A 22,223-nucleotide genomic window follows, 5' to 3' on the forward strand; every position below is an offset into this window, starting at 1 on the left:
GACTTGCGTCGACCCTACCGGGGTCGCGCGTCCGTCGCGGTACGGACTCAGATGCCGACCTTGATGCGCGAGAAGCGCTTCAGGCTGACACCGGCCTCTTCCAGCACCTTCTGGACGGACTTCTTGTTGTCCAGGGCGTAGGGCTGGCCGAGCAGGGTGGCGTCCTTGAAGAAGCCGTTGAGGCGACCCTCGACGATCTTCGGCAGGGCGGCCTCGGGCTTGCCCTCGGCGCGGGTGGTCTCCTCGGCGACGCGGCGCTCGGACTCGACGACCTCGGCCGGGACGTCCTCCTTGGAGAGGTACTTCGGCGCGAAGGCGGCAATGTGCTGGGCGACGCCCTTGGCGATCTCGGCGTTGGGCTTGTCCAGCTCGACGAGGACACCGATCTGCGGGGGCAGGTCGGGCATCGTGCGGTGCATGTACGCGGTCACGAAGCCGCCGGAGAACTGCGCGAAGCGGTCCAGGACGATCTTCTCGCCGAGGTTGGCGTTGGCCTCGTCCACGTACGCCTGAACGGTCTTGCCGGGCTCGATCTCGGAGGCCAGCAGGGCCTCGAGGTCGGCCGGGGCGGCCTTGGCGACGTGCTCGGCGATGGCCGTGGCGACGTTCTGGAACTTCTCGCCCTTGGCGACGAAGTCCGTCTCGCACTTCAGCTCGACGAGGACACCCGAGGTGTTGTCGTCGGCGATGATCGAGACGACGGCGCCGTTCTCGGCAGAGCGGCCCTCGCGCTTGGCGACGCCCTTCTGACCCTTGATGCGGAGCGCCTCGACGGCCTTCTCGACGTTGCCCTCGGCCTCGTCCAGCGCCTTCTTGCAGTCCATCATGCCGGCGCCGGTGAGCTCGCGGAGCTTCTTGACGTCGGCGGCGGTGTAGTTCGCCATGATTCCGGAATCTCTCTCGAAGTCTGAAGATCTACGGGCCGGACGGCGGGGGCTGTGCGGCCCCCGCCGTCCGGCACCCGAAGGTGGTGAGGGGTCAGGCCTGCTCGGCGTCCGCGGCCGGGGCTTCGGCGGCGGGCTCCTCGGCAGGAGCGGCCTCGGCAGCGGGGGCCTCGGCGGCCTCAGCGGCGGGGGCCTCGGCAGCGGGAGCCTCGGCGGGCTTCTCGGCGGCCTCGGCGTCGTCCTTCTTCTCGGCCTTCTCGCCCTCGAGCAGGTCGCGCTCCCAGGCGGCGAGCGGCTCACCGGCGGCCTTGTCGCCCTTGGCGCCACCGGCGGCACCGGAGCGGGCGATGAGACCCTCGGCGACGGCGTCGGCGATCACGCGGGTGAGCAGGGTGACGGAGCGGATCGCGTCGTCGTTGCCCGGGATCTTGTAGTCGACCTCGTCGGGGTCGCAGTTGGTGTCGAGGATGGCGACGACCGGGATGTTGAGCTTCCGGGCCTCGCCGACCGCGATGTGCTCCTTCTTGGTGTCCACGATCCAGACGGCGCTGGGCACCTTGGACATCTCGCGGATACCGCCGAGGGTCTTCTCCAGCTTGGCCTTCTCGCGGGAGAGGACCAGCAGCTCCTTCTTGGTGAGGCCGGAGGCGGCCACGTCCTCGAAGTCGATCTGCTCGAGCTCCTTCAGGCGCTGCAGGCGCTTGTAGACGGTCGAGAAGTTGGTGAGCATGCCGCCCAGCCAGCGCTGGTTGACGTAGGGCATGCCGACGCGGGTGGCCTGCTCGGCGATGGCCTCCTGCGCCTGCTTCTTCGTGCCGACGAACATGACCGTGCCGCCGTGGGCGACGGTCTCCTTGACGAACTCGTAGGCGCGGTCGATGTACGACAGCGACTGGAGCAGGTCGATGATGTAGATGCCGTTGCGCTCCGTGAAGATGAAGCGCTTCATCTTCGGGTTCCAACGGCGGGTCTGGTGACCGAAGTGGACGCCGCTTTCCAGCAGCTCCCGCATCGTGACGACGGCCATGGCCGTATCTCCTTGGTTTTCTCGGTTGTGCCGCGCGAGCCGGACGGCTCCCGCGCCTGACGCCCGGATGCGCCTGCCACTAGGGACCGAGGGGCGCTGACACGAACCTGGTGGGGCCTCGTGTCGGGGCGTGCGAAGTCGACCCGGTGACCCGGATCGCCACCAGAAGTGTACGGGACCCGCGGGGTACCGGGTGACGCGGCTGTCCACAACCGGGGCGCGGTCCACAGGGCCGGGCGGCGGCCGGTCCTGGTGCGGGACCGTGCCCGTATGCGAACGAGGCGATGGGTGAGGGCGCGTGCCCGAGTGGTGGTGCTGTCGGCCGTCCTGGCGGTCCCGACCGCGCAGGCCGGCCGGGCCGCGGGGCCGCCGCCCCCGGCGGCGGCGGGGTGGGCCCTGCCCTACGCGGTGGGCCCGATGGGCCGGGTGGACCCGGCGGTGCCGCCCGTGGCCCGGCACTGGCCGGTCGGCACACGGCCGGCGGTCCTGCGGGGCTGGGACCCCCCGGCGAACCCGTACGGTCCGGGGCACCGCGGCGTGGACCTCGCCGCGGGCGGCGGGGCGCCGGTACGCGCGGTGGCCGCGGGTCGGGTGTCCTTCGCGGGGCCGGTCGGTGGGCGGGGCGTGGTCTCGGTGGAGCTGACGGGGACGGGCGAACCACCCCTGCGGACGACGTTCGCCCCCGTCGATGCGGCCGTGCGGAAGGGTGACGAGGTCGCGGCCGGGGAGCCGCTCGGCACGGTGCAGCCGACCGGTGCGCACTGCACGGCCTGTCTGCACTGGGGTCTGCTGCGGGGCGAGGTCTATCTGAACCCGCTGTCCCTGCTCCCGCCGTGGCTGCTGGACGCGGGCCCGTCGCGGCTGCTGCCGGTGGCGGGGGTGCCGGTGCCCGGCCGCGGGGGGATCAGCCCCGTACGCCGCGCAACGCCATGGAGACCGCCGCCTCCGTGATCGCCCCGGGCTCCTCCGCCGCGCCCAGTTCGATCCGCCGTACGGCCGCGTCCACGACGCCCTGGAGGAGCATCGCCGCCAGCCGCGGCTGGCCGTGCCCCATCTCGCCCAGCGCCTCGACGATCATCGCGATCAGCCCGCCGTGCGCGGCCCTGATCTTCTCGCGCGCGCCGGCGTCCAGCTCGCTCGCGGAGATGGCCACGACGGCCCGGTGCCGCCGGTCCCCGACCAGGTCGAGCTGGGTGCGCACATACGCCTCGACCTTGGCGTCGGGGGCCGTCTCGCGCTCCATCGCGGCCTCGACCTCGGCGGCCCAGACGGGGAAGTCGACGGCGCACAGCTCCTCGACCACCGCCGCCCGCGACCGGAAGTACTCGTAGACGGAGGACCTGGCGAGGCCCGTCCGTTCGGCGAGGGCGGGGAAGGTCAGCGCCTCCGTTCCGCCGTCGGACAGCAGGGAGCGTGCCGCGTCCAGCAGGGCGGCACGCTGCATCGACCGGTGCTCGGCCACAGAGGCCGCTCGAATCCTTGGCACGTCACCACTTTACGGACGCGGCACCCCGGACGGGAGTCACTCAGCCGGCCGCCCGTGGTCCGACCGGGCCGCAGGCGGGGCCGGTCCCGTGCCGTAAGCCCAGGTCAGCGCCCGAAACCCGCAAGCTTGGCGCGCAGTTGCAACACCGACTTGGTGTGGATCTGGCTGACCCTGCTCTCGGTCACACCCAGCACGTTCCCGATCTCTGCGAGCGTGAGGCCCTCGTAGTAGTACAGCGTGACGACGGTCTTCTCGCGCTCCGGCAGCGTGTTGATCGCCCGGGCCAGGAGCCGCCGCAGCTCACGGTCCTCGGCGACTTCCACCGGGTTGTCGGCGGCGGTGTCCTCCAGGGTGTCCATCAGGCTGAGCCGGCCGCCGCCCTCGCCGCCCGCGTGCAGCAGTTCCTCCAGGGCCACGACGTTGGCCAGCGACAACTGGCTGAAGACCGCGTGGAGGTCCTCCACCGCGATCCCCATCTCCACGGCGACCTCGCTCTCCGAGGGAGTGCGGCGCAGGCGTGCCTCCAGCGTCGCGTACGCGCGCTCCACGTTGCGCGCCTTCTGCCGCACCGACCGCGGGATCCAGTCCAGCGCCCGCAGTTCGTCGATCATCGCGCCCCGGATCCGGGTGATCGCGTACGTCTCGAACTTGATCTCCCGGTCGACGTCGAACTTCTCGATGGCGTCGATCAGGCCGAACACCCCGGAGGAGACGAAGTCGGCCTGCTCGACATTGGGCGGCAGTCCCACGCTGACCCGGCCCGCCACGTACTTCACGAGGGGCGAGTAGTGCAGGATCAGCTGTTCCCGCAGCCGCTCGTCGCCGGTCGTCTTGTACGACCGCCACAGCTCGTCGAGCGTCGAGGGGGCGGGCGGTCGCACGCTGCCACCGTCGCGGGCGGCTGGGGGGATCGCCGCCCGGTCGGACCCGGAGGTGTGCTGGGGCATTCGTCGCCTAGTGCCGTTCTGCCGTGATGTGGATCTGCCTGAGGCCGCCGGTCTGCTTTCTGGTTGTCGCGTGCTGTCGGCCGTCTGCGTGGGGGTCATCGTGAGCGTAGCGTGACTGGACTGTCGCGGTGTGCGAAGGAGGGGGTGGGCACCCTACGCAGATACGTTCCGCCGAACGCTCTACAGGGGGGACGATGATCGCTCTGGGTGATCACTCGAATACCTCAACTGCCAGAAATCCCACGGGCGTCGGGGTTCCCCCGGACGGCCGAACACGGTGCGTCAGCACGGGCTGCGGTCACCGCGAACCGAGATCATCGCCTGGCGTGTCAACTTCCAGCCGTCGCCGTGTCGTTCGACGTAACCGAGTGCTCGAAGCTCGTACAGCCTCGCGACCGCGTCGTCCTGGGTGGTCTGGGCGCGCAACGCCACCTCCCCCGCCGTCGCCGTACCCCGCCCGGGGAGCCCGGCCAGCACCTGGCGGGTCCGGGACTCCAGCAGATCGGTGGGGAGGACGGGCCCGCGCCGCTCCGGCGGCAGCTCTCCCATGGCGCCGACCAGCTCGACCACCTCGGCGGCGTCGCCGACCAGCACCGCGTCGCCGCGCAGCATCTCGTGCACCCCCGCGGAGAGGGCACTGGTCGCCGGCCCCGGGACACCCATCACGTGCCGGCCCAGCCGCCGGGCCGCCCGGGCCGTGACCAGCGAACCGCTGCGGTGGGCGGCTTCGACGACCACGGTGCCCCTGGTGAGCGCGGCGATGACCCGGTTGCGCAGGATGAATCTGCTGGGCGTCGGGTGGTCGCCCGGTGGCAGCTCGCCTACGACCAGGCCCTGTTCGGCGATCCTGGTGATCAGCGCGGTGTGCCCGGGAGGGTAGGGACGGTCGACCCCGCAGGCGAGGACGGCCGCGGTGGCGCCGCCGGCGCCGAGGGCCCCACGGTGGGCGGCGCCGTCGATCCCGTAGGCGCCGCCCGACACCACGACCCAGCCGCGCTCGGCCAGGCCGGCGGCAAGGGTGGCGGCCATGTGGGCGCCGTACTCGGTGCAGGCGCGGGCGCCGACGACGGCGACCGACCTGAGCGCCCACATGCGCAGACTGGGCCCGCCCCGCACCCACAGCCCGAGCGGCCGGGCGTCACCGAGGTCGTCGAGCTGCCCCGGCCACTCCGCGGTCCCGGGGACCACGAACCGCGCCCCCGCGGACCGGGCGACGGCCAGGTCACGCCCGGGGTCGGCGCGGCCCGCCCGAGCGCACAGCCCGGCCCACCGCTTCTCGCTCACCCCCGGCAGCGCCCGCCCGCCCTCGCGCAGGCGCCGCACCACCTCCGGGGCACCGCGTTCCCGCACCCACCGCCCGCCCGCCTCGTCACCGGGCTCGAACACCCGGGCGAGGAAGACCCTCCCGAGCAGCTCTCGGTCCTCCGGTCCCCCACCCCTCGCGCCGCTCCCGGCGCCGCCCCCACCCGTGCCGCAGGTCCCGGCGGCGGAACGGCCCCGGGCGGCGACCCCGGCACCGGTCACGGCATCGCCCCCGTCCCCGGGCCCCGGGCCGGCCCATCTCGCTTCTCCGCCGTCCGGGCCGTCCCCGGCGCCGGGAGGCGTCATCGCCCCGCCCTCGGCCGGGCTTCGGCCGCCGAAGGACACGGCGGCCTCGGGGAAGAGAGTCCCGCTCGTCCCCGGCCCGGTGTCACCGCTCGGAGCGGCGCCCTCCGGTGGCCTGGTGTTCGCGCTCATGCCAGTGCTCCCAGGGCCATCGGGACGCCCCGCGGCACCCCGGTGCGCAGTTGCAGTGCCAGGGCGACGTCCCGTGCGTCGGGGCGGTCGTGGCCGACGAGGTCCGCGACGGTCCAGGCGACGCGCAGGACCCGGTCGAGTCCGCGCGCGGTGAGCACACCACGTTCCAGACTGCGCTCCGCCTCGTCCAGCGCACCGGCTGCGGCGCGCCAGCGGGTACGCAGCTCCCGGCCGGGCACCTCGCTGTTCGACCGCCACGGGGTCCCCGCGAGGCGCGCGGCCGCCCGGTCCCGGGCCGCCCGCACCCGGTCGGCGACGGCCCGGGTGGAGTCGCCCCGTGGACCGTCACCGGCCAGCTGGCTGCGGGTGACCCGCTCCACCTCGACCCGCAGGTCGACCCGGTCGAGCAGCGGTCCGGACAGCCTGGCCTGGTAGCGGCGGATCGCCGAGGACGGGCATTCGCACAGCTCGTCGGTCCGCGAGAACCGCCCGCAGGGGCAGGGATTGGCGGCGAGCACCATCAGGAACCGCGCGGGGAAGCGCACCACGCCCGCACTGCGCGCGATGACGACGTGCCCGGCCTCCAGCGGTTGGCGCAGCGCGTCGAGCGCGTGGCTGCTGAACTCCGGGGTCTCGTCCAGGAACAGGACGCCCCGGTGCGCCAGCGACACCGCTCCGGGCCGCGCGATGCCGGGGCCGCCGCCGACGAGGGCCTGCATCGTGGCGGAGTGGTGGGGAGCGCAGTAGGGGGCCACGTCGATCAGGGGCTTGCCCGGTGGCAGCAGCCCCGCCACCGAGTGCACGGCGGTGACTTCGAGGGACTCCGCCCGGCAGAGCCGGGGCAGGATGGCGGGCAGCCGTTCGGCGAGCATGGTCTTGCCGGCGCCGGGCGGGCCTTCCAGGAACAGGTGGTGGCGACCGGCCGCGGCTACCTCCACCGCCGTGCGCGCCGACTCCTGGCCGACGACGTCGGCGAGGTCGTGCCCGTGGTCGTGCTGTGCCGCTCCCATGCCGTGCATTCCGGTGGCCGCGCCGGTTCCGGGCATGCGCAGACCGGCCATGAGCGGGTCGGGGCGGCCCTGGAGGTCCTGTTCCTCCTCCGGCACGGGTTCGTCGGCGAGGACGGCGATCAGCTGGCGCAGGCTGCGCACTCCGAGCACCGACACGCCGGGGACGAGGGACGCCTCGGGCGCGGCGCATTCCGGCACGACCACCTGTTCGTAGCCGGCCTCGGCTGCGGCCAGGACCGCCGGCAGGATGCCGCGCACCGGCCGCACCCGGCCGTCGAGCCCCAGCTCTCCGATCATCACGATGTCGGCCAGGACCCGCGGGTCGATCCGCTCCGCCGCGCCCAGGACGCTCGCGGCGACGGCGAGGTCGAAGCCGCTGCCGCTCTTGGGCACCGAGGCCGGGCTGAGACCGACCGTCAGCTTCTTCTGGGGCCACTGAGCACCCGAGTTCACCACGGCCGCCCGCACCCGGTCCCGGCTCTCCGTGAGGCTCTTGTCCGGCAGTCCCACCAGCGTGAAGGCGGCCACGCCCGGCTCCAGGTCGGCCTGGACCTCGACCACCACGCCCTCGACGCCGACGAGCGCCACCGAGCACGTACGTGCGAACCCCATCACGCCACCCCCCTGGCGTGCTCGACCACCGGGGCGCCGCGCTGCGGGAGGAGCACGCCGACCAGGTCGATCCGGACACCGCCGGGCGGGGCTCCTCCGTGGGTCTGGATCCAGCGCTCGGCGAGCCGCCGCAGCCGCTCCGCCTTGTCCGGGGTCACGGCGGCCATCGGGTGCTCGAAGGCGCCGCCCCGGCGCGTCTTGACCTCGCAGACGACCAGGACGTCCCCGTCCCGGGCCACGATGTCGATCTCGCCGGTCCTGCCACAGCGCCAGTTGCGCTCCAGGACGGTCATGCCGGCTCCGGTCAGCCGGCGGGCGGCGAGTGTCTCGCCGTACCTGCCCATCGCACCTCGTGCGTTCATGTCGGCACCACCTCCGGCGCCAACGATCACGCAGACGGGCAGACCCCGTCACTCACGGTGAACTACTCACCGGTTGTGGAAAACTCCGTCACCCGCCGGGAAGCTCCAGGTCGCTCTTGTTCAGCTCCTCGATGTTCACGTCCTTGAACGTCAACACCCGCACCTGCTTGACGAACCGGGCCGGCCGGTACATGTCCCACACCCAGGCGTCAGCCATGGAGACCTCGAAGAACACCTCACCCTGCACCGAGTGCACCTGCATCTCGTAGTCGTTCGTGAGGTAGAAGCGCCGCTCGGTCTCGATCACGTATTTGAACAGACCGACGACGTCGCGGTACTCCCGGTAGAGCTTGAGCTCCATCTCGGTCTCGTACTTCTCGAGGTCCTCGGCGCTCATGGCATGTTCCCCTTCAGCCGTGCGGTCCCACCATTGTGCGCCAGTCCCGGGCGGCCCTAGACGATTTCGGTGTCCAGGGTCACCGGCCCGGCCGGGGGACCTTCGTCGAGCAGCGTGGTCAGCAGCTCGGCGAGTCTGGTCGGATACACCGTCTCACGTGCCCGGGTCAGTTCCTCACACGTCCACCAGCGCGCTCCGGCGACGCTGCGCCGCTCCAGCTCGGTCAGGCCGGGGCCGACCGCTTCGGTGGCGGTCCGGGCGGTGCGGGCCAGGTAGTACCACTCGTCCTGGTCCCAGCGGCGGCCCGCGAAGGGGAAGGAGCACCTGCGTCGCCACAGCACCGGGCCGAGTTCGACGTCCGTGATGCCGGTCTCCTCCAGCAGTTCGCGCCGGGCGGCCTCCGCACGGGTCTCGTCGCCCTCCACACCGCCGCCGGGGGTGAACCACCAGTCGTCGGCCGGATCGTCCGGTTCGTGGCCGTGCAGCAGCAGGATGCGGTCCTCGGGGTCGAGCAGCACGACCCGGGCGACCCGGCGCAGCCCACCCTCGTAGGTGTCCTGTCCCGCGGGCGTCACCTCAGCGCCCACCGGCCGGCTCCGCACCCTTGCGGGCCCGGGAGGCCGCGGCCCGTTTGGCGAGGGGGCCGTAGGCCGCCCCGCCCAGGATCAGCACGGCCCCGGCGATCACCAGGACGACCACGGTCCGCAGCGGACCCGGCGAGGAGAGGTCGCCCAGCGTCCGGAAGCCGGTGGGCCGCTCCAGCATGCCGTCCATCGGCCAGGCCACGGCGTCCACGCGGGCGTCCACGGCGCCGCGCGACACGGTGCCGGCGGCCGCGTCGGTCAGGTGGGCGGTGGAGTCCACGGAGTTGCGCCGCTCGTCGCCCAGCAGGAACAGTCGGCCCTCCGGGACGGTCACGGTCTGGAAGTCGCTGATCTCGGCCGGGGTGCCGGCGGGCAGGTACGGCTCGTCGATCACCTTGCCGTTGACCTTCAGCTTGCCCTGCTGACAGCAGGAGACGGTGTCCCCGCCGACGGCAACGACCCGCTTGACCATGGGGGCGTTGGCCCAGGTCGCGTCCTTGAACACGACGACGTCGCCACGGCGGACGTCGGCGCCGTCGATGCGCTGCGCCAGGACCCGGTCACCGGCGTCGATCGTCGGCGTCATCGAGCTGGTCGGCACGGTGTAGGGACGGTAGACCACCGCTCCCCAGGCGAAGCCGCCGAGGAACAGCACCAGGCCCAGGGCCACCGCGATGCCGGACAGCCGCTGTCCGGTCCGGCCGCCCACCGGGCCCTTGTTCGCTCCGCCGCCGCGCGGGACCGTACGTGTCGTGCTCTCGCCACCCATGGAGCGGCACCTTACCCGGCGGTACGCCAACGAGGCAGCCCCCTCCCGGAGGCCGGAAGGGGGCTGGTCGAACCGCGGGGGGGGGCACGCGGCGGGATACGCGGGGCTCAGCGGGTCTCGGCCGGGGCGGTGCGACGACGGCGCCACCACACGAACGGGACCACACCGGCGACGGCCAGCCCCTGGGGCGCGACCGACAGCGCGGCGGCGGCCGAGGACCGGGCCTGCAGCCCGTCCTGGTCGAAGGTGTCGGGGACCGGCAGGGTGCCCCAGCGGTTCATCGGCCAGGCGACCACGATGGCGCGGCCGACGACCTCGTCCACCGGGACCATGCCGCCGTTCTTGTCCGACTGGTTGTAGCGGGAGTCCCGGGAGTTCTGCCGGTGGTCGCCCATGACCCAGATTTTGCCCTCGGGCACCGTGACCTTGAACCGCCCGCCCTGGTCGTCGTCCGAGCACGGCGTGTTGCCGGGGTAGACGTAGGGCTCGTTCAGCGCCTTGCCGTTGACCTTGAGCGGGCCGGTCTTGTTGCACTCGACCGTGTCACCGGCGACTCCGATGACCCGCTTGATCAGGTCCTTCTCTTCCGCGGACGGCATCAGGCCGATCCAGCTGAGGACCGTCTGCAGCGCGTTCGGGTCGGGTGTCGGCTCGCCCGCCAGCCAGTCGGCCGGGTCGTGGAAGACCACGACCTCGCCGCGCTCGGGCTCCGAGCCGAACCAGGGGGTCAGCTTGTCGACCAGGACCCGGTCACCGATCTGAAGGGTGTTCTCCATCGAGGAGGACGGGATCGAGAACGCCTGCACCAGGAACGTCTTGATCAGCAGGGCGAGCACCAGCGCGATGCCGATCAGGATCGGCAGCTCCTTCCAGAAGGAGCGCTGCTTCTTGGCCGCGGGCGGGGTCGCGGGTGGCGTCCCGCCGACTCCCTCGTCCTCCGTCCCGCCGTTGTGTCCGTCCTGCCCGCGCTGTCCGTTCGTCACCCTGCCGTCCTCGGTTCCGGAGCCGTGTCCGGAGTCGGGGGCGCCGACCGCGGCCGGACCGGACCTCTCCTCGGGGCGTCCGCGGTTCTCCTCGCCGTCGTGACCGGACCGTGCGCCAACCGCCACATCCCCCACGCCAACTCCTCACTCTCTGCCGCCGCCTGCCCCGGATACGGCGCAGGCCCACCACTCCCATAACGAGCGGGAGTTCCGCAGGGGTCGGGAGTTCCATCATCGCGTTCGGATCGTAGGGGGCAACCCTATGCGACAGCTCGGGAGCGGCGGTCGAACCGGGGGCCGCGTCGGAGACGGACGCGTACGTTTTCGGCTCGTCCAGGGTGGTCCAGTGACCGAACGGCCAGGCGATCACCATGGCCCGCCCCACCACCTCGTCCTGGGACACGGTGCCGAAGTCGGTCTCCTGGTGGGCGCGGGAGTCGGCGGAGTTGGACCGGTGGTCGCCCATCACCCACAGCCGCCCCTCGGGGACGGTGACGTCGAACGGCGTCCGGGACGGGCGGTCCCCGGGGTACAGGTAGTCCTCGGTCAGGGGAACGCCGTTGACGGTGACGCGGCCCTGTTTGTCGCAGCACTTGACGTGGTCGCCGCCCACGCCGACGACCCGCTTGATGAGGTCCTTCTCGTCGTCGGACGGCAGCAGTCCGATGAAGGCGAGGCCTTCCTTGACCTGTTTGACGACGACGGGGTCGTCCTTCTTCGTGGTCTGCTCGCCCTGGAGCCAGCCGCCGGGGTCCCGGAAGACGACGACGTCCCCGCGCTGCGGCTCGGACCCGAACCAGGGGGTCAGCTTGTCGACCAGGACCCGGTCCCCGATCCGGATGGTCTGCTCCATGGAGCCCGACGGGATCACGAAGGCCTGGACGAGGAAGGTCTTCAGCACCAGCGCTATGAGGACCGCGACGCCGACGAGGAGCGGGATCTCCTTGACGGCGCCGCGTCTGCGCCGCCGTTTGACCTTGCGCTGGAGTTTGCGGCGCTCGGCGCGCGAGCGGCCGCCGGACGGGGCGGCGGTGCGCCTGGACCCGGTGGGCAGCAGGTTCTCCGCGGGGCTGCTGGGCGCTCCCCGCGGCTTGCCCCGGCTACCCATCGGCGTCCCCGTCGGGCGCCGCTCCGGGGTCGGGCGCCGCTCCGGCGCCGGACGCCGCCCCGGCGCCGGCCTCCGCGTCCGGTACGCGCGCGTAGGCGTCGGGGCGGTCGAGGCGGGTGGCATGGCCGAAGGGCCAGACGATCCAGTCGGCGCGGCCTATCACGTCGTCCAGCGGAACCATCCCGCCCCCCGGGGAGCCCAGGTGGTCGCGGGAGTCGCTGGAGTCGGACCGGTGGTCGCCGAGGACGAAGAGGGTGCCGTCGGGGACGACGACGTCGAAGGGCACCGTGGACGGGCGGTCGCCGGGGTACAGGAACGCCGACTCGTCGACCGGCTGGCCGTTCACCCGGACCCTCCCCTCCTCGTCGCAGCACACCACGTGGTCCCCGCCCACACCGACAACGCGTTTGATGTAGTCGCCGTGCCCGAAGCTCCCGGTGCCGTCGAAGACGACGATGTCTCCCCTGCGCGGCCGACCGTCGAAACGGTACGCCAACTTATTTACGAGAACCCGGTCGCCGATCCTCAATCCACGTTCCATCGATCCGCTGGGGATCTGGAACGGCTGCAGGACGAAGGTGCTGACCAGCAGCAGGAACAGCAGGAGGATCAGCAGGATAACGGTGATCCGGCCGCCGGGCAGCCAGTCCCCGATCCGCCCCGTGAACGCGGAACGCGACCGTTCCTCCGGGCCCTCCGGATCCGAGGGCTGCTCGGAGTCGGAAGGGCGGGAGGAGCGGTCGCGCTCCGTGTGCTGTGTTTCGGTGTCCATCGGGGCCAGATGCTATCCGGCCCCGGCGCGGACCCCGGAGGGCGCTCAGCTGTCGCGCTTCTCCTTGATCTTCGCGGCCTTGCCGCGCAGCTCGCGCAGGTAGTACAGCTTGGCGCGGCGGACGTCACCGCGGGTGACGAGCTCGATCTTCTCCACGATCGGGGTGTGCACCGGGAAGGTGCGCTCGACGCCGACGGAGAAGGAGACCTTGCGGACCGTGAAGGTCTCGCGCACGCCGGCGCCCTGACGGCGGATGACGACGCCCTTGAACTGCTGCACACGGGAGCGGTTGCCCTCGATGACGCGCACGTGGACGTTGACGGTGTCGCCGGGGCGGAAGGCCGGGACGTCGCTGCGCAGCGACGCGGCGTCGACGGAGTCGAGCAGGTGAGACATTTCGTCTGCTTTCCTCGCCGATGCCACAGGTCATCGGCGGAAACTAGGTGTTTCGGAATCAGGGTCGTGCGGGTCGGGACGGGCGTCGTCTCCCCCTGTGGCAGGGGCGCGCTCCGGACGGACGCACAACAGCCGCCTATTCTTCCATGCCCGGCGTCCTGCGCCAAAATCGGCCGTACGGTTCCCCGTCCGGGTCGGGCTGCCAGCCCAGGATGGAGAGCATCTCGCGGTCCTTCTTGTCGAAGGCGGCGGGATCGCACCGTTCGATCAGGTCGGGCCGGTTGGCCGTGGTGCGGCGCAGCGCCTCGTCGCGCCGCCAGCGGGCGATCTTGCCGTGGTGGCCGCTGAGCAGCACGTCCGGGATACCGCGCCCGCGCCACTGCGGCGGCTTGGTGTGGACGGGGCCCTCCAGCAGGTTGGCCATGGCGCCGGGAGCGAAGGAGTCGTCCCGGTGGGACTCGGCGTTGCCCAGCACCCCGGGCAGCAGCCGGGCCACGGCCTCGGTGACGACGAGTACGGCGGCCTCGCCGCCGGCCAGGACGTAGTCGCCGATGGACACCTCGTACACCGGCATCCGGGTCGCGTACTCGTCGACGACCCGGCGGTCGATGCCCTCGTAGCGGGCGGGGGTGAAGATCAGCCAGGGCCGCTCGGAGAGGTGGACGGCGAGCTCCTGGGTGAACGGGCGGCCGCTGGGCGTGGGCACGACGAGGGCGGGCTCGCCGCACCCCGTCTCGTAGCCGTCGGCCAGGACGGAGTCCAGGGCGTCGCCCCACGGCTCGGTCTTCATGACCATGCCGGGGCCGCCGCCGTAGGGGGTGTCGTCGACCGTGTTGTGGCGGTCGTACGTCCAGTCGCGCAGGTCGTGCACATGGACGCCGAGCTGTCCGCGCGCGCGTGCCTTGCCGACGAGGGAGACGTTCAGCGGTTCCAGGTACTCGGGGAAGATCGTGACGACGTCGAGCCGCATTACGCCTCGTCCCCGGCGTCCTCGGCCCCGGCGTCCCGCGCGGAGGCGATCTCCGCCCGGTCGTCGATCAGGCCGGGCGGCGGGTCGATGACCGCGCGCTGCGCGTCGAGGTCGATCCCGGTGACGATCTCGGAGACGAACGGCACGTAGACCTCGCTGCCGTCGGGGCGCTCCACCACGAAGAGGTCCTGGGTGGGCAGGTGGGAGATCTCGGTGATACGGCCGACCTCGGTGCCGTCCTCGGTGACCACGTCGAGGTCGATCAGCTGGTGGTCGTAGTACTCGTCCTCGTCCTCGGGCCGCTCGTCGGGGTCGACGTCGGCGATCAGGAGGGTGTTGCGCAGTGCCTCGGCGCCGGTGCGGTCGTGGACGCCGGCGAAGCGCAGCAGGAGCCGGCCGCTGTGCACCCGGCCGGACTCGATGGTGAGCGGCCCGGTGGAGGCGGGGTCGGTGGCCAGTACGGCACCGGGCCCGAGCCTCAGCTCCGGCTCGTCCGTGCGGACCTCGACGGTCACCTCGCCCTTGATTCCGTGGGCGCGGCCGATGCGCGCGACTACCAGCTGCACTGTGCTTGCTCTCCTGTCGGTACTGCGACGAGCCCGCACGACGGGCTCATACGACTGCGGGCCGGGGACGGCCCAGTGGCCTTCCCCGGCCCGAGCCGGTGCTGCGATTCGTCAGCGGACGTGGTCCACGTCGACGAGGTCGACACGGACACCGCGGCCGCCGATGGCGCCCACGACGGTGCGCAGCGCGCGTGCGGTGCGGCCGTTGCGGCCGATCACCTTGCCGAGGTCGTCGGGGTGGACCCGGACCTCGAGCACTCGCCCGCGGCGCAGGTTGCGCGAGGCGACCTGCACATCGTCGGGGTTGTCGACGATGCCCTTCACGAGGTGCTCGAGAGCCTCCTCGAGCATGCTCAGGCCTCGGACGCGGAGGACTCGGCGGCGGCCTCGTCCTTCTTGTCGGCCTTCTTCTTCTGGGTGATCGCCTCACCCTTGCCCTCGTCCTCGCCACCGATCGCCTCGAAGGACGGGCGGGCCGCCTTCTCGGCCGGCTGCAGCAGCGGAGCCGGGGCGGGCTCGCCCTTGAACTTCTGCCAGTCGCCGGTCTTCTTCAGGATGGCGAGCACGGGCTCGGTCGGCTGGGCGCCGACACCGAGCCAGTACGCGACACGCTCGGCGTCGACCTCCATCACCGACGGGTTGTACGTCGGGTGGTACTTGCCGATCTCCTCGATGGCCCGGCCGTCACGGCGGGTACGGGAGTCGGCGACGACGATGCGGTAGTGAGGCGAACGGATCTTGCCCAGACGCTTCAGCTTGATCTTGACTGCCACGGGAGTGGGTTCTCCTGGTTTTGACGTGGTTGGGCACGGCGAGAGAGCCGCGTGGGGTTGCGGTACCCGAGTGCCCGATGGACGCGTCAGCCGGAGGAGAGAGGGGTCCTGTGCGACTGTCGAGTACAGCTAGCCATTGTGCCACACGCGGGCAGGCCCGTCGGACGGCGGGCTCCGGGCCCGCCGTCGGGCGGGCCACTCGCCTCCGGACGACGGCGCCCGGCCCCGGTCCGGCTGCCACGAGCAGCCGGACCGTCAGCTCATTCCCGCGCCGACCACCTCCGGGATCCGGAACGGCTTGCCGCAGCCGCCGCACATGATCGGCGCCTGGGCCAGCACCGACGGGACGACGCGGACGTTGCGCCCGCAGTCGCAGACCGCCTTCACGCGCACCCCTCCCCCGGAGGAGCCGTGCCGGGCGGCCGGACCGCGGAAGCTGCGGGCCGTGTCGGTCGCGGTGGCGACGGTGTGGGCCTTCAGCGCGCGCTGGAGGCGTTCGATCGTCGGGCGGTACCGGCGCTTCGCCTCGGGGGTGAGCGTGACCAGCGAGAAGCCGCTGCTGGGATGCGGCTCCTCGGGGTGGTCAAGGCCCAGCTCCTCGGCGATCGCGAGGAATCGACGGTTGTGGTAGCGCCCCGCGCGGGAGGTGTCGCGTACTCCGCGCGCGGCGGCGATGCCGTGGACTGCCTCGTGAAGCAGTCGCTCGAAGGAGAGCTCGTGCCCGCAGGCGGACGACGACTCTCCGATCAGGGACTCGGGCGCGGCAAGATCGGGCAGCTCGGTGTGGTGCCGCTGAATGTCGGCCCACGCCTGCGCCAGCTCTGCGGCGAGAACAGGTGGTGTCGTGCTCACGTAATGACAACGAGCCGGGGTGCCGCTGTGTTCCTATTCCGGGGCATCCCAAATAATTTGCACGTACCAGTCAGTTGCCGCTGATGCGTCCCGACGAGGGCGGGTGCGCTGATCTGCGGAGAAGCCTCGCAGCTCCTACCAAGCTGGTGCGTAGTCCGACGTACGCACCGGCGCGTAACCGCCGTCCGCGCGCCGGGGCGAGTGGCCCGCGCGTGCGCAAGAGGCGTTTCGGCCGCTGCCGCCCCGGAGGGATGCCGTCCGAGCGGACGCGCCGACGGACGTGACGTTACCGGGTGCGCCACCGGCGTGCGGCACCGCCCCGCCTCCCGGCGCGTCCGGGCACCGCCCGGTGCCCGTCGGCCCGGCCGACCTTGGCCGGAACCGTGCCGTCGGTGCGGCGGCCACCCACGGTCATCGTCCGGCGACGCGATCCGGCCATCCGGGCCGGGGCACGGAACGGGGATGCCCCGGGTACCACGGGGCCAGGCCCGTGTTGCCGGGAAGTGAAATCTCGCCACGGTGCCGGGGATCGGGCAAACCGGGCCCCGCCACCACTGGACGCCGCGGCGAGCCGGGAGTTACCTGGCATACGGGGGGAGTGCGAGCGCACTGCACGGGGGCCACGGAATCGGGCACGGCGGCAACACTCGGCGATTGGGGCACTTTCCTATGACACCTACGCTCGTGCGGCAGCACTCGTCCCACGCGCAGGCGACGCCTCACGTGGACCCGCGTGCACGCGCGCGTGACTGGTCCGAGATACAGGAGCGGATGCTCGTACCGCTCTACGAGGCCGTCTACGAGCGACTGGACGTGGGCGGCGACACCAGGATGCTGGGTCTGAACTGCGGTTCCGGACTCGCGCTGCTGATGGCCGCCTCGCGCGGTGCGGCGGTGACCGGGGTCGACTCCCGCTCCCCGGAACTCCTGGACCTGGCCCGTCGGCGCCTGCTGTCCGGGACGTCCGGGGACCCCGGGGCGGACAGCACGGTGAGCACGCGCACGCGTGGCGACGCACCACGGATCGTCCAGGGCACGCCCGGGGACGCGGCGGACCCCACGGCGCCCGCGTTCACCCTGGTGACCGCCTTCGAACCCGGCGGGTGCCGCGCCGGCGACTCCGAGACGCTCGGTGACCTGCTCGCCCGGGCGACACCGCTCGCGGCGCGCGGAGCGGCCGTGGTGCTGGCCGGCTGGGGCCCGCCCGAGCGGTGCGCCACGACGTCGGTGCTGCGGGTCGCGGCCAAGCTCACCGACCCGACGCGCGGCACGGGCGGCTGGCGCCCCGCCCTGCGCGACGACCTGGAGGAGGTGGCCCAGCGGGCCGGGCTCAGGCCGGACGGCTCGGGGCGGGTGGCGTGCCCGTTCGGCTACGCCGACACGGGCAGCGCGGTGCGCGGGCTGCTGTCGACCGGGATGTTCGACGCGGCGGTCGCGGCGACCGACCGGGATCAGGTCGACAAGGAGCTGACGGAGGCGTTGCATCCGTACCAGCGGCCGGACGGGACCGTGTGGATGCCAAACGTTTTCCGTTATCTGATCGCCCGGGTCCGGTGACGACCGGTTCGGCCTGGCTTCTTTCGATGCAGGTGTGAATGGTGTGAAGGAGGCGGTCGAGGGCTCCTGCGGTTTCCCCAGGCGGATCATGGACCTCTACGCTGATCCACCGTTCGGGGGAACAGACACATCTGCATACAGGAGCCTGTAGTGCCGCACCGCACGACCGCACTGCGCACGACCGCACTGCGCCTCGCCGCGCCCGTCGCCGTCCTCGCCCTGGCCCTCACCGCGTGCGGGGGCGGGGACGACGGCTCCGGCGCCGACGCGAAGGGCGGGGCGACCACCGAGGCGACCACCCAGGCCTCGCCGTCGCCCTCCCAGCCCGCCTCGGGCGGCGACCTGGCGCAGGGCGAGAGCGCGAGCGGCAAGGTCGCGGAGGGCCCCGGCGAAGTCACCTACGACGTCCTGGCGCAGAAGGTCGAGGTGGGCACCGAGGCGGAGGCCGCGAAGGCGGTGGCGGACGCCGCGGACGCCAAGGGCAAGGTGCTGGCCACCGCCCACATCAAGTACACGCACCAGGGCGGACCCGCCCTGACCGAGGGCTCCGACGTGCACGACGGCACCACGGTCTTCGCGGACGGGCAGCGCGGCGGCGTCCTCATCGGCGCCGCCGAGGACGCGCCGGGCTGCGAGGACCCGTACGACGTCGAGAGCTGGAAGCAGGGCGAGAGCCATGTCTTCTGCGAGACCTACGTGATCCCCGCGGGCGCCACGAGCGTCGAGGTCCACTGGTCGGAGGAGGACGGCGAGCCCTACGTCTGGAAGTTCCCGCAGAAGTAGACAGCGCGCGAGGGTGTTCACGCCTCCGGGTCGTCCTTCGTCAGCCGGGTGATCCCGGCGATGCGGTACGCGTCCGCCTCGTCCAGCGTCTCGCTCGCCAGCAGCGACTCGGCGAGCGCGTCCAGCTGTCCCCGGTGGTCGCGCAGCTTGCGCACGGCCTCCTCGTAGCAGGAGTCCACGACCCGCCGCATCTCACCGTCGATCGCGTCGAGCGTCTGGGGTGCGGCGGCGAGGCCGTACGCCTGCTGGGCGTCGCCGGGCAGGGCGGAGAGCCTGCCGACCCGCTCGCTCATGCCCCACCGCGCGACCATCCCGCGGGCGATGTTGGTGACCTGTTCGAGGTCGCTCTCCGAACCGGTCGTGATCATCCCGTACACGACGTGCTCGGCCGCCATGCCGCCGAGCGCCCCGATGATCCGCCCGCGCAGGTACTCCTCCGTGTACGCGTACTTGTCCGCGTCCGGCGTCGACAGCGTCACCCCGAGCGCCCGGCCGCGCGGCACGATCGTGATCTTGCGGACGGGATCGGCGCCCGGCTGCAACATACCCAGCAGCGCGTGACCACTCTCGTGGTAGGCGGTGCGCCGGCGCTCCTCCTCGGGCATCACCAGCGGGCGTTCGGCCCCCAGCTGGACCTTCTCCAGCGCCTCGGAGAGGTTCGCCTGCGTCACCCGCTCCTGCTTCCGCTTCACCGCGAGCAACGCCGCCTCGTTGGCGAGGTTGGCGAGCTCGGCGCCGGTCATGCCCGGCGTCGTACGGGCCACCTGGGCGAGGTCGATGTCCGGGGCGAGCGGAATCTCGCGGGTGTGGATCTCCAGGATCGCCTCCCGGCCGCCTCTGTCCGGCGGCGAGACGCTGACCACCCGGTCGAAGCGGCCGGGCCGGGTCAGGGCCGCGTCCAGGATGTCCGCGCGGTTGGTGGCCGCGATGACGATCACGCCCTCCGAGCCGGAGAAGCCGTCCATCTCGGTGAGGATCTGGTTCAGGGTCTGCTCGCGCTCGTCGTGGCCGCCCATGCCGGAGCCGCCGCCGCGGGCGCGGCCGATGGTGTCGATCTCGTCGATGAAGATGATCGACGGCGCCACCTTGCGGGCCTCGGCGAACAGCTCCCGCACCCGGGAGGCACCCACGCCCACGATCATCTCGATGAACTCGGACGCCGACGCGGAGAAGAACGGCACACCCGCCTCGCCGGCCACCGCGCGCGCGAGGAGCGTCTTTCCCGTGCCGGGCGGGCCGGTCAGCAGGACGCCCCGGGGCATCTTGGCGCCCATGCGGCGATAGGCGTCCGGGTTCTTCAGGAAGTCGACGACATCGCTCAGCTCGCCCTCCACCTCGTCGATCCCCGCGACGTCGGCGAAGGTGGTGCGCGGTTTCCCGGCCTCCAGCTCGACCGGCTTGGGCGGCGCCTTGCGGCCCAGCATCCCGCCCGCCCCGCCGCCCAGGGCGCCCCGCATGCGCCGGGCGATGAAGATCCACAACACCACCAGGATCAGCATCGGGGCCAGCGCGATCAGCAGGTTGGCCAGGAAGCTGCGGTGCTGCACGACGGGCTCGGCGGTGACCGTGACCCTGTTCTTCGTCAGGTCGGCCCAGAGCTGGTCGTCCGCGAAGGTCGGCCGCTCGGTCGTGAACTTGGTGTACGTCCCGTCGCCCTCGGGATTGTCCCGGGCCTTCTTCAGCTGCCCCTGGATCGCGTCGCCCTTGGCGTAGATCTTGCTGACGTTGCCCTCGTCGACCTGCTTGCTGAACTCCGTGTAGGAGATGGTCGGCTCGTCGCCCTCGTTGAAGAAGGAGAGCACGAGGTTGGCGATGAGGTAGACGATCAGCGCGGCCAGGATCAGGTTCCACCAGCCGCCGCGCATCCGCCGGCCACCGGGCGGCGGCTTGGGCGGCTCGTCGGGCGTGCCCTCGGTCCGCCAGGGCGGCTCCGGTGCCTTGCGCGGCGGGGACGGATTGGTCATATCCGGACGCTACGACAGGAATGCCGTGCGGGCATGCGGGTGTACCGGACGTACGACGCCGGGGCGCCCCCTGCGACAGGAGGCGCCCCGGCGTCGCACTGCGCCCGGACGGGCGGTCAGCCCATGAACTTCTTGAACTCGTCCGGCAGCTCGAAGTCCTGCCCGCCCTGCTGCGGCAGCCCCAGCGCGCCCCCGCTCTGCGCGGCGGCGGCGCGACGGGCGGCCTCCTCCTGCTCCTGCTGCTTGCGCTTCATCGGGTTGCCCGAGCGCTGCTTGCCCTTGGCCTTCTTCTGCTGCTTCTTCTGCCGGCCGGGGCCGCCACCCATGCCGGGCATCCCCGGCATCCCGGGCATGCCGCCGCCCTGGGCCATGCGGGACATCATCTTGCGGGCCTCGAAGAACCGCTCGACAAGGTTCTTCACGGCGCTGACCTCGACGCCGGAACCCTTGGCGATACGGGCGCGGCGCGAGCCGTTGATGATCGTCGGCTCCTGGCGCTCGCCCGGCGTCATCGACTTGATGATGGCGGCCGTGCGGTCGACGTCGCGCTCGTCGAGGTTGTTGATCTGGTCCTTCATCTGGCCCATGCCGGGCAGCATGCCGAGCAGCTTCGAGATGGAGCCCATCTTGCGGACCTGCTCCATCTGGGCCAGGAAGTCGTCCAGGGTGAAGTCCTGGCCCTTCTTGGACGCCAGCTTGGAGGCCATCTTCTCGGCCTCTTCCTGGCTGAACGTCTTCTCCGCCTGCTCGATCAGGGTGAGCAGGTCACCCATGTCGAGGATGCGGGAGGCCATCCGGTCCGGGTGGAAGGCGTCGAAGTCGTCGAGCTTCTCGCCGTTCGAGGCGAACATGATCGGCTTGCCGGTCACCGAGGCGATCGACAGGGCCGCACCACCGCGGGCGTCGCCGTCGAGCTTGGAGAGCACCACGCCGTCGAAGCCGACGCCGTCGCGGAAGGCCTCGGCGGTGTTGACCGCGTCCTGACCGATCATCGCGTCGACGACGAAGAGGATCTCGTCGGGGCTGACGGCGTCGCGGATGTCCGCGGCCTGCTGCATCAGCTCCTGGTCGATGCCCAGGCGGCCGGCGGTGTCGACGATGACCAGGTCGTGGACCTTGGCCTTGGCGAACTCGATGGAGTCCTTGGCCACCTTGACCGGGTCGCCCACGCCGTTGCCCGGCTCGGGGGCGTAGACCGCGACACCGGCGCGCTCGGCGACGACGCTGAGCTGGTTGACGGCGTTGGGGCGCTGGAGGTCACAGGCCACGAGCAGCGGGGAGTGGCCCTGCTCCTTGAGCCAGTGGCCGAGCTTGCCCGCGAGGGTGGTCTTACCCGCACCCTGGAGACCGGCCAGCATGATGACGGTCGGCGGCTGCTTGGCGAAACGCAGGCGGCGGGTCTCGCCGCCGAGGATGCCCACCAACTCCTCGTTGACGATCTTGAGGACCTGCTGGGCCGGGTTCAGCGCCTTGGAGACCTCGGCGCCCAGGGAGCGCTCCTTGACCTTCTTGATGAAGGCCCGCACGACGGGCAGCGCCACGTCGGCCTCGAGGAGCGCGATGCGGATCTCGCGGGCCGTGGCGTCGATGTCCGCCTCGGTCAGCCGTCCTTTGCCCCGCAGGGATTTGAAGGTGGCTGACAGGCGGTCGGAGAGAGTATCGAACACGGCGGCGTAGGTCCTCG

The 22,223-nt window shown here is 72.0% G+C and carries 23 protein-coding genes and 1 pseudogene; 3 read left to right on the forward strand and 21 right to left on the reverse strand.

Features of this window, described 5'->3' with window-relative positions; genetic code table 11:
• Positions 1–47: 47 nt before the first annotated feature.
• Positions 48–884 (reverse strand): translation elongation factor Ts, encoded by an 837-nt coding sequence (gene tsf / locus R2E43_RS10450; RefSeq protein WP_003973385.1) that lies wholly within the window; start codon positions 882–884, stop codon positions 48–50.
• Between the two features lie 94 nt (positions 885–978).
• Positions 979–1,911: a 30S ribosomal protein S2 gene (rpsB, locus tag R2E43_RS10455; RefSeq protein WP_011030348.1), complete on the reverse strand. Its 933-nt coding sequence runs from the start codon at positions 1,909–1,911 to the stop codon at positions 979–981.
• A gap of 270 nt (positions 1,912–2,181) precedes the next feature.
• On the opposite strand from rpsB, the gene R2E43_RS10460 reads away from it, so the two are divergent.
• Positions 2,182–2,862: a murein hydrolase activator EnvC family protein gene (locus tag R2E43_RS10460; protein WP_319216472.1), complete on the forward strand. Its 681-nt coding sequence runs from the start codon at positions 2,182–2,184 to the stop codon at positions 2,860–2,862.
• Here R2E43_RS10460 and R2E43_RS10465 read toward each other — a convergent pair.
• From R2E43_RS10465 to R2E43_RS10545, 17 genes and pseudogenes are all read right to left on the reverse strand, one after another.
• Entirely contained in the window at positions 2,816–3,373 is a 558-nt protein-coding gene (locus R2E43_RS10465; RefSeq protein ID WP_003973388.1) for a TetR/AcrR family transcriptional regulator, read from the reverse strand. The two genes, R2E43_RS10460 and R2E43_RS10465, sit on opposite strands and share 47 nt — an antisense overlap.
• A 128-nt stretch (positions 3,374–3,501) precedes the next feature.
• Positions 3,502–4,344, reverse strand: coding sequence for an RNA polymerase sigma factor WhiG (gene whiG / locus R2E43_RS10470; protein ID WP_003973389.1), 843 nt, complete (start codon positions 4,342–4,344; stop codon positions 3,502–3,504).
• A gap of 282 nt (positions 4,345–4,626) precedes the next feature.
• Entirely contained in the window at positions 4,627–5,868 is a 1,242-nt protein-coding gene (gene dprA / locus R2E43_RS10475) for a DNA-processing protein DprA (protein WP_106517498.1), read from the reverse strand.
• A gap of 209 nt (positions 5,869–6,077) precedes the next feature.
• Entirely contained in the window at positions 6,078–7,703 is a 1,626-nt protein-coding gene (locus tag R2E43_RS10480) for a YifB family Mg chelatase-like AAA ATPase (protein WP_011030329.1), read from the reverse strand.
• Positions 7,703–8,065, reverse strand: coding sequence for a YraN family protein (locus R2E43_RS10485; RefSeq protein WP_030872622.1), 363 nt, complete (start codon positions 8,063–8,065; stop codon positions 7,703–7,705). The genes R2E43_RS10480 and R2E43_RS10485 overlap by 1 nt, the downstream gene beginning before the upstream one ends.
• Before the next feature lie 88 nt (positions 8,066–8,153).
• A complete protein-coding gene (locus R2E43_RS10490; RefSeq protein ID WP_003965949.1) occupies positions 8,154–8,462 on the reverse strand; it encodes a DUF2469 domain-containing protein in 309 nt (102 codons plus the stop codon).
• 56 nt (positions 8,463–8,518) lie between these two features.
• Positions 8,519–9,049, reverse strand: a complete 531-nt coding sequence (locus R2E43_RS10495; protein ID WP_016327363.1) for an NUDIX hydrolase — start codon at positions 9,047–9,049, stop codon at positions 8,519–8,521.
• Positions 9,039–9,815, reverse strand: coding sequence for a signal peptidase I (gene lepB / locus R2E43_RS10500; protein ID WP_106517499.1), 777 nt, complete (start codon positions 9,813–9,815; stop codon positions 9,039–9,041). The genes R2E43_RS10495 and lepB (R2E43_RS10500) overlap by 11 nt, the downstream gene beginning before the upstream one ends.
• A 107-nt stretch (positions 9,816–9,922) precedes the next feature.
• Entirely contained in the window at positions 9,923–10,933 is a 1,011-nt protein-coding gene (gene lepB, locus R2E43_RS10505) for a signal peptidase I (RefSeq protein ID WP_030872628.1), read from the reverse strand.
• A pseudogene (lepB, locus tag R2E43_RS10510) lies at positions 10,824–11,906 on the reverse strand (signal peptidase I); the annotation flags it as partial. The gene lepB (R2E43_RS10505) and the pseudogene lepB (R2E43_RS10510), both read right to left, overlap by 110 nt.
• Positions 11,899–12,678 carry a signal peptidase I gene (lepB, locus tag R2E43_RS10515; RefSeq protein ID WP_332056141.1) on the reverse strand — a complete coding sequence of 260 codons (780 nt, stop codon included), beginning with the start codon at positions 12,676–12,678 and terminating at the stop codon, positions 11,899–11,901. The gene lepB (R2E43_RS10515) and the pseudogene lepB (R2E43_RS10510), both read right to left, overlap by 8 nt.
• Positions 12,679–12,723: 45 nt before the next feature.
• Positions 12,724–13,074 (reverse strand): 50S ribosomal protein L19, encoded by a 351-nt coding sequence (rplS, locus tag R2E43_RS10520; protein ID WP_003973398.1) that lies wholly within the window; start codon positions 13,072–13,074, stop codon positions 12,724–12,726.
• Positions 13,075–13,210: 136 nt separating this feature from the next.
• Positions 13,211–14,044, reverse strand: a complete 834-nt coding sequence (gene trmD, locus R2E43_RS10525) for a tRNA (guanosine(37)-N1)-methyltransferase TrmD (protein ID WP_003973399.1) — start codon at positions 14,042–14,044, stop codon at positions 13,211–13,213.
• Positions 14,044–14,610: a ribosome maturation factor RimM gene (gene rimM, locus R2E43_RS10530; RefSeq protein WP_003973400.1), complete on the reverse strand. Its 567-nt coding sequence runs from the start codon at positions 14,608–14,610 to the stop codon at positions 14,044–14,046. The genes trmD and rimM overlap by 1 nt, the downstream gene beginning before the upstream one ends.
• A 111-nt stretch (positions 14,611–14,721) precedes the next feature.
• Positions 14,722–14,961, reverse strand: a complete 240-nt coding sequence (locus tag R2E43_RS10535; protein ID WP_003973401.1) for an RNA-binding protein — start codon at positions 14,959–14,961, stop codon at positions 14,722–14,724.
• Between the two features lie 2 nt (positions 14,962–14,963).
• Entirely contained in the window at positions 14,964–15,383 is a 420-nt protein-coding gene (gene rpsP / locus R2E43_RS10540; protein ID WP_007444852.1) for a 30S ribosomal protein S16, read from the reverse strand.
• A gap of 255 nt (positions 15,384–15,638) precedes the next feature.
• Positions 15,639–16,235, reverse strand: a complete 597-nt coding sequence (locus tag R2E43_RS10545) for a hypothetical protein (RefSeq protein ID WP_003973403.1) — start codon at positions 16,233–16,235, stop codon at positions 15,639–15,641.
• 669 nt (positions 16,236–16,904) lie between these two features.
• On the opposite strand from R2E43_RS10545, the gene R2E43_RS10550 reads away from it, so the two are divergent.
• Together R2E43_RS10550 and R2E43_RS10555 are read left to right on the forward strand one after the other, a co-directional pair.
• Positions 16,905–17,792 (forward strand): class I SAM-dependent methyltransferase, encoded by an 888-nt coding sequence (locus R2E43_RS10550; RefSeq protein WP_003973404.1) that lies wholly within the window; start codon positions 16,905–16,907, stop codon positions 17,790–17,792.
• A 150-nt stretch (positions 17,793–17,942) separates the two neighbouring features.
• A complete protein-coding gene (locus R2E43_RS10555; RefSeq protein WP_246550943.1) occupies positions 17,943–18,575 on the forward strand; it encodes a hypothetical protein in 633 nt (210 codons plus the stop codon).
• A gap of 17 nt (positions 18,576–18,592) precedes the next feature.
• Here R2E43_RS10555 and ftsH read toward each other — a convergent pair whose 3' ends face one another.
• Positions 18,593–20,539: an ATP-dependent zinc metalloprotease FtsH gene (gene ftsH / locus R2E43_RS10560; RefSeq protein ID WP_030872636.1), complete on the reverse strand. Its 1,947-nt coding sequence runs from the start codon at positions 20,537–20,539 to the stop codon at positions 18,593–18,595.
• 116 nt (positions 20,540–20,655) lie between these two features.
• Positions 20,656–22,206, reverse strand: coding sequence for a signal recognition particle protein (gene ffh, locus R2E43_RS10565; protein ID WP_016327355.1), 1,551 nt, complete (start codon positions 22,204–22,206; stop codon positions 20,656–20,658).
• Between the last annotated feature and the right edge of the window lie 17 nt (positions 22,207–22,223).

Source organism: Streptomyces violaceoruber, from assembly GCF_033406955.1.
GTDB lineage: Bacteria > Actinomycetota > Actinomycetes > Streptomycetales > Streptomycetaceae > Streptomyces > Streptomyces violaceoruber.

Bases quoted from the DNA above. Each gene is read 5' to 3' on its own strand.
- tsf (WP_003973385.1), bottom strand. From the start codon at position 884: ATGGCGAACTACACCGCCGCCGACGTCAAGAAGCTCCGCGAGCTCACC.
- rpsB (WP_011030348.1), bottom strand. From the start codon at position 1,911: ATGGCCGTCGTCACGATGCGGGAGCTGCTGGAAAGCGGCGTCCACTTC.
- R2E43_RS10460 (WP_319216472.1), top strand. From the start codon at position 2,182: ATGCGAACGAGGCGATGGGTGAGGGCGCGTGCCCGAGTGGTGGTGCTG.
- whiG (WP_003973389.1), bottom strand. From the start codon at position 4,344: ATGCCCCAGCACACCTCCGGGTCCGACCGGGCGGCGATCCCCCCAGCC.
- R2E43_RS10480 (WP_011030329.1), bottom strand. From the start codon at position 7,703: ATGGGGTTCGCACGTACGTGCTCGGTGGCGCTCGTCGGCGTCGAGGGC.
- R2E43_RS10485 (WP_030872622.1), bottom strand. From the start codon at position 8,065: ATGAACGCACGAGGTGCGATGGGCAGGTACGGCGAGACACTCGCCGCC.
- R2E43_RS10490 (WP_003965949.1), bottom strand. From the start codon at position 8,462: ATGAGCGCCGAGGACCTCGAGAAGTACGAGACCGAGATGGAGCTCAAG.
- lepB (WP_106517499.1), bottom strand. From the start codon at position 9,815: ATGGGTGGCGAGAGCACGACACGTACGGTCCCGCGCGGCGGCGGAGCG.
- lepB (WP_332056141.1), bottom strand. From the start codon at position 12,678: ATGGACACCGAAACACAGCACACGGAGCGCGACCGCTCCTCCCGCCCT.
- rplS (WP_003973398.1), bottom strand. From the start codon at position 13,074: ATGTCTCACCTGCTCGACTCCGTCGACGCCGCGTCGCTGCGCAGCGAC.
- trmD (WP_003973399.1), bottom strand. From the start codon at position 14,044: ATGCGGCTCGACGTCGTCACGATCTTCCCCGAGTACCTGGAACCGCTG.
- R2E43_RS10535 (WP_003973401.1), bottom strand. From the start codon at position 14,961: ATGCTCGAGGAGGCTCTCGAGCACCTCGTGAAGGGCATCGTCGACAAC.
- R2E43_RS10550 (WP_003973404.1), top strand. From the start codon at position 16,905: ATGACACCTACGCTCGTGCGGCAGCACTCGTCCCACGCGCAGGCGACG.
- ftsH (WP_030872636.1), bottom strand. From the start codon at position 20,539: ATGACCAATCCGTCCCCGCCGCGCAAGGCACCGGAGCCGCCCTGGCGG.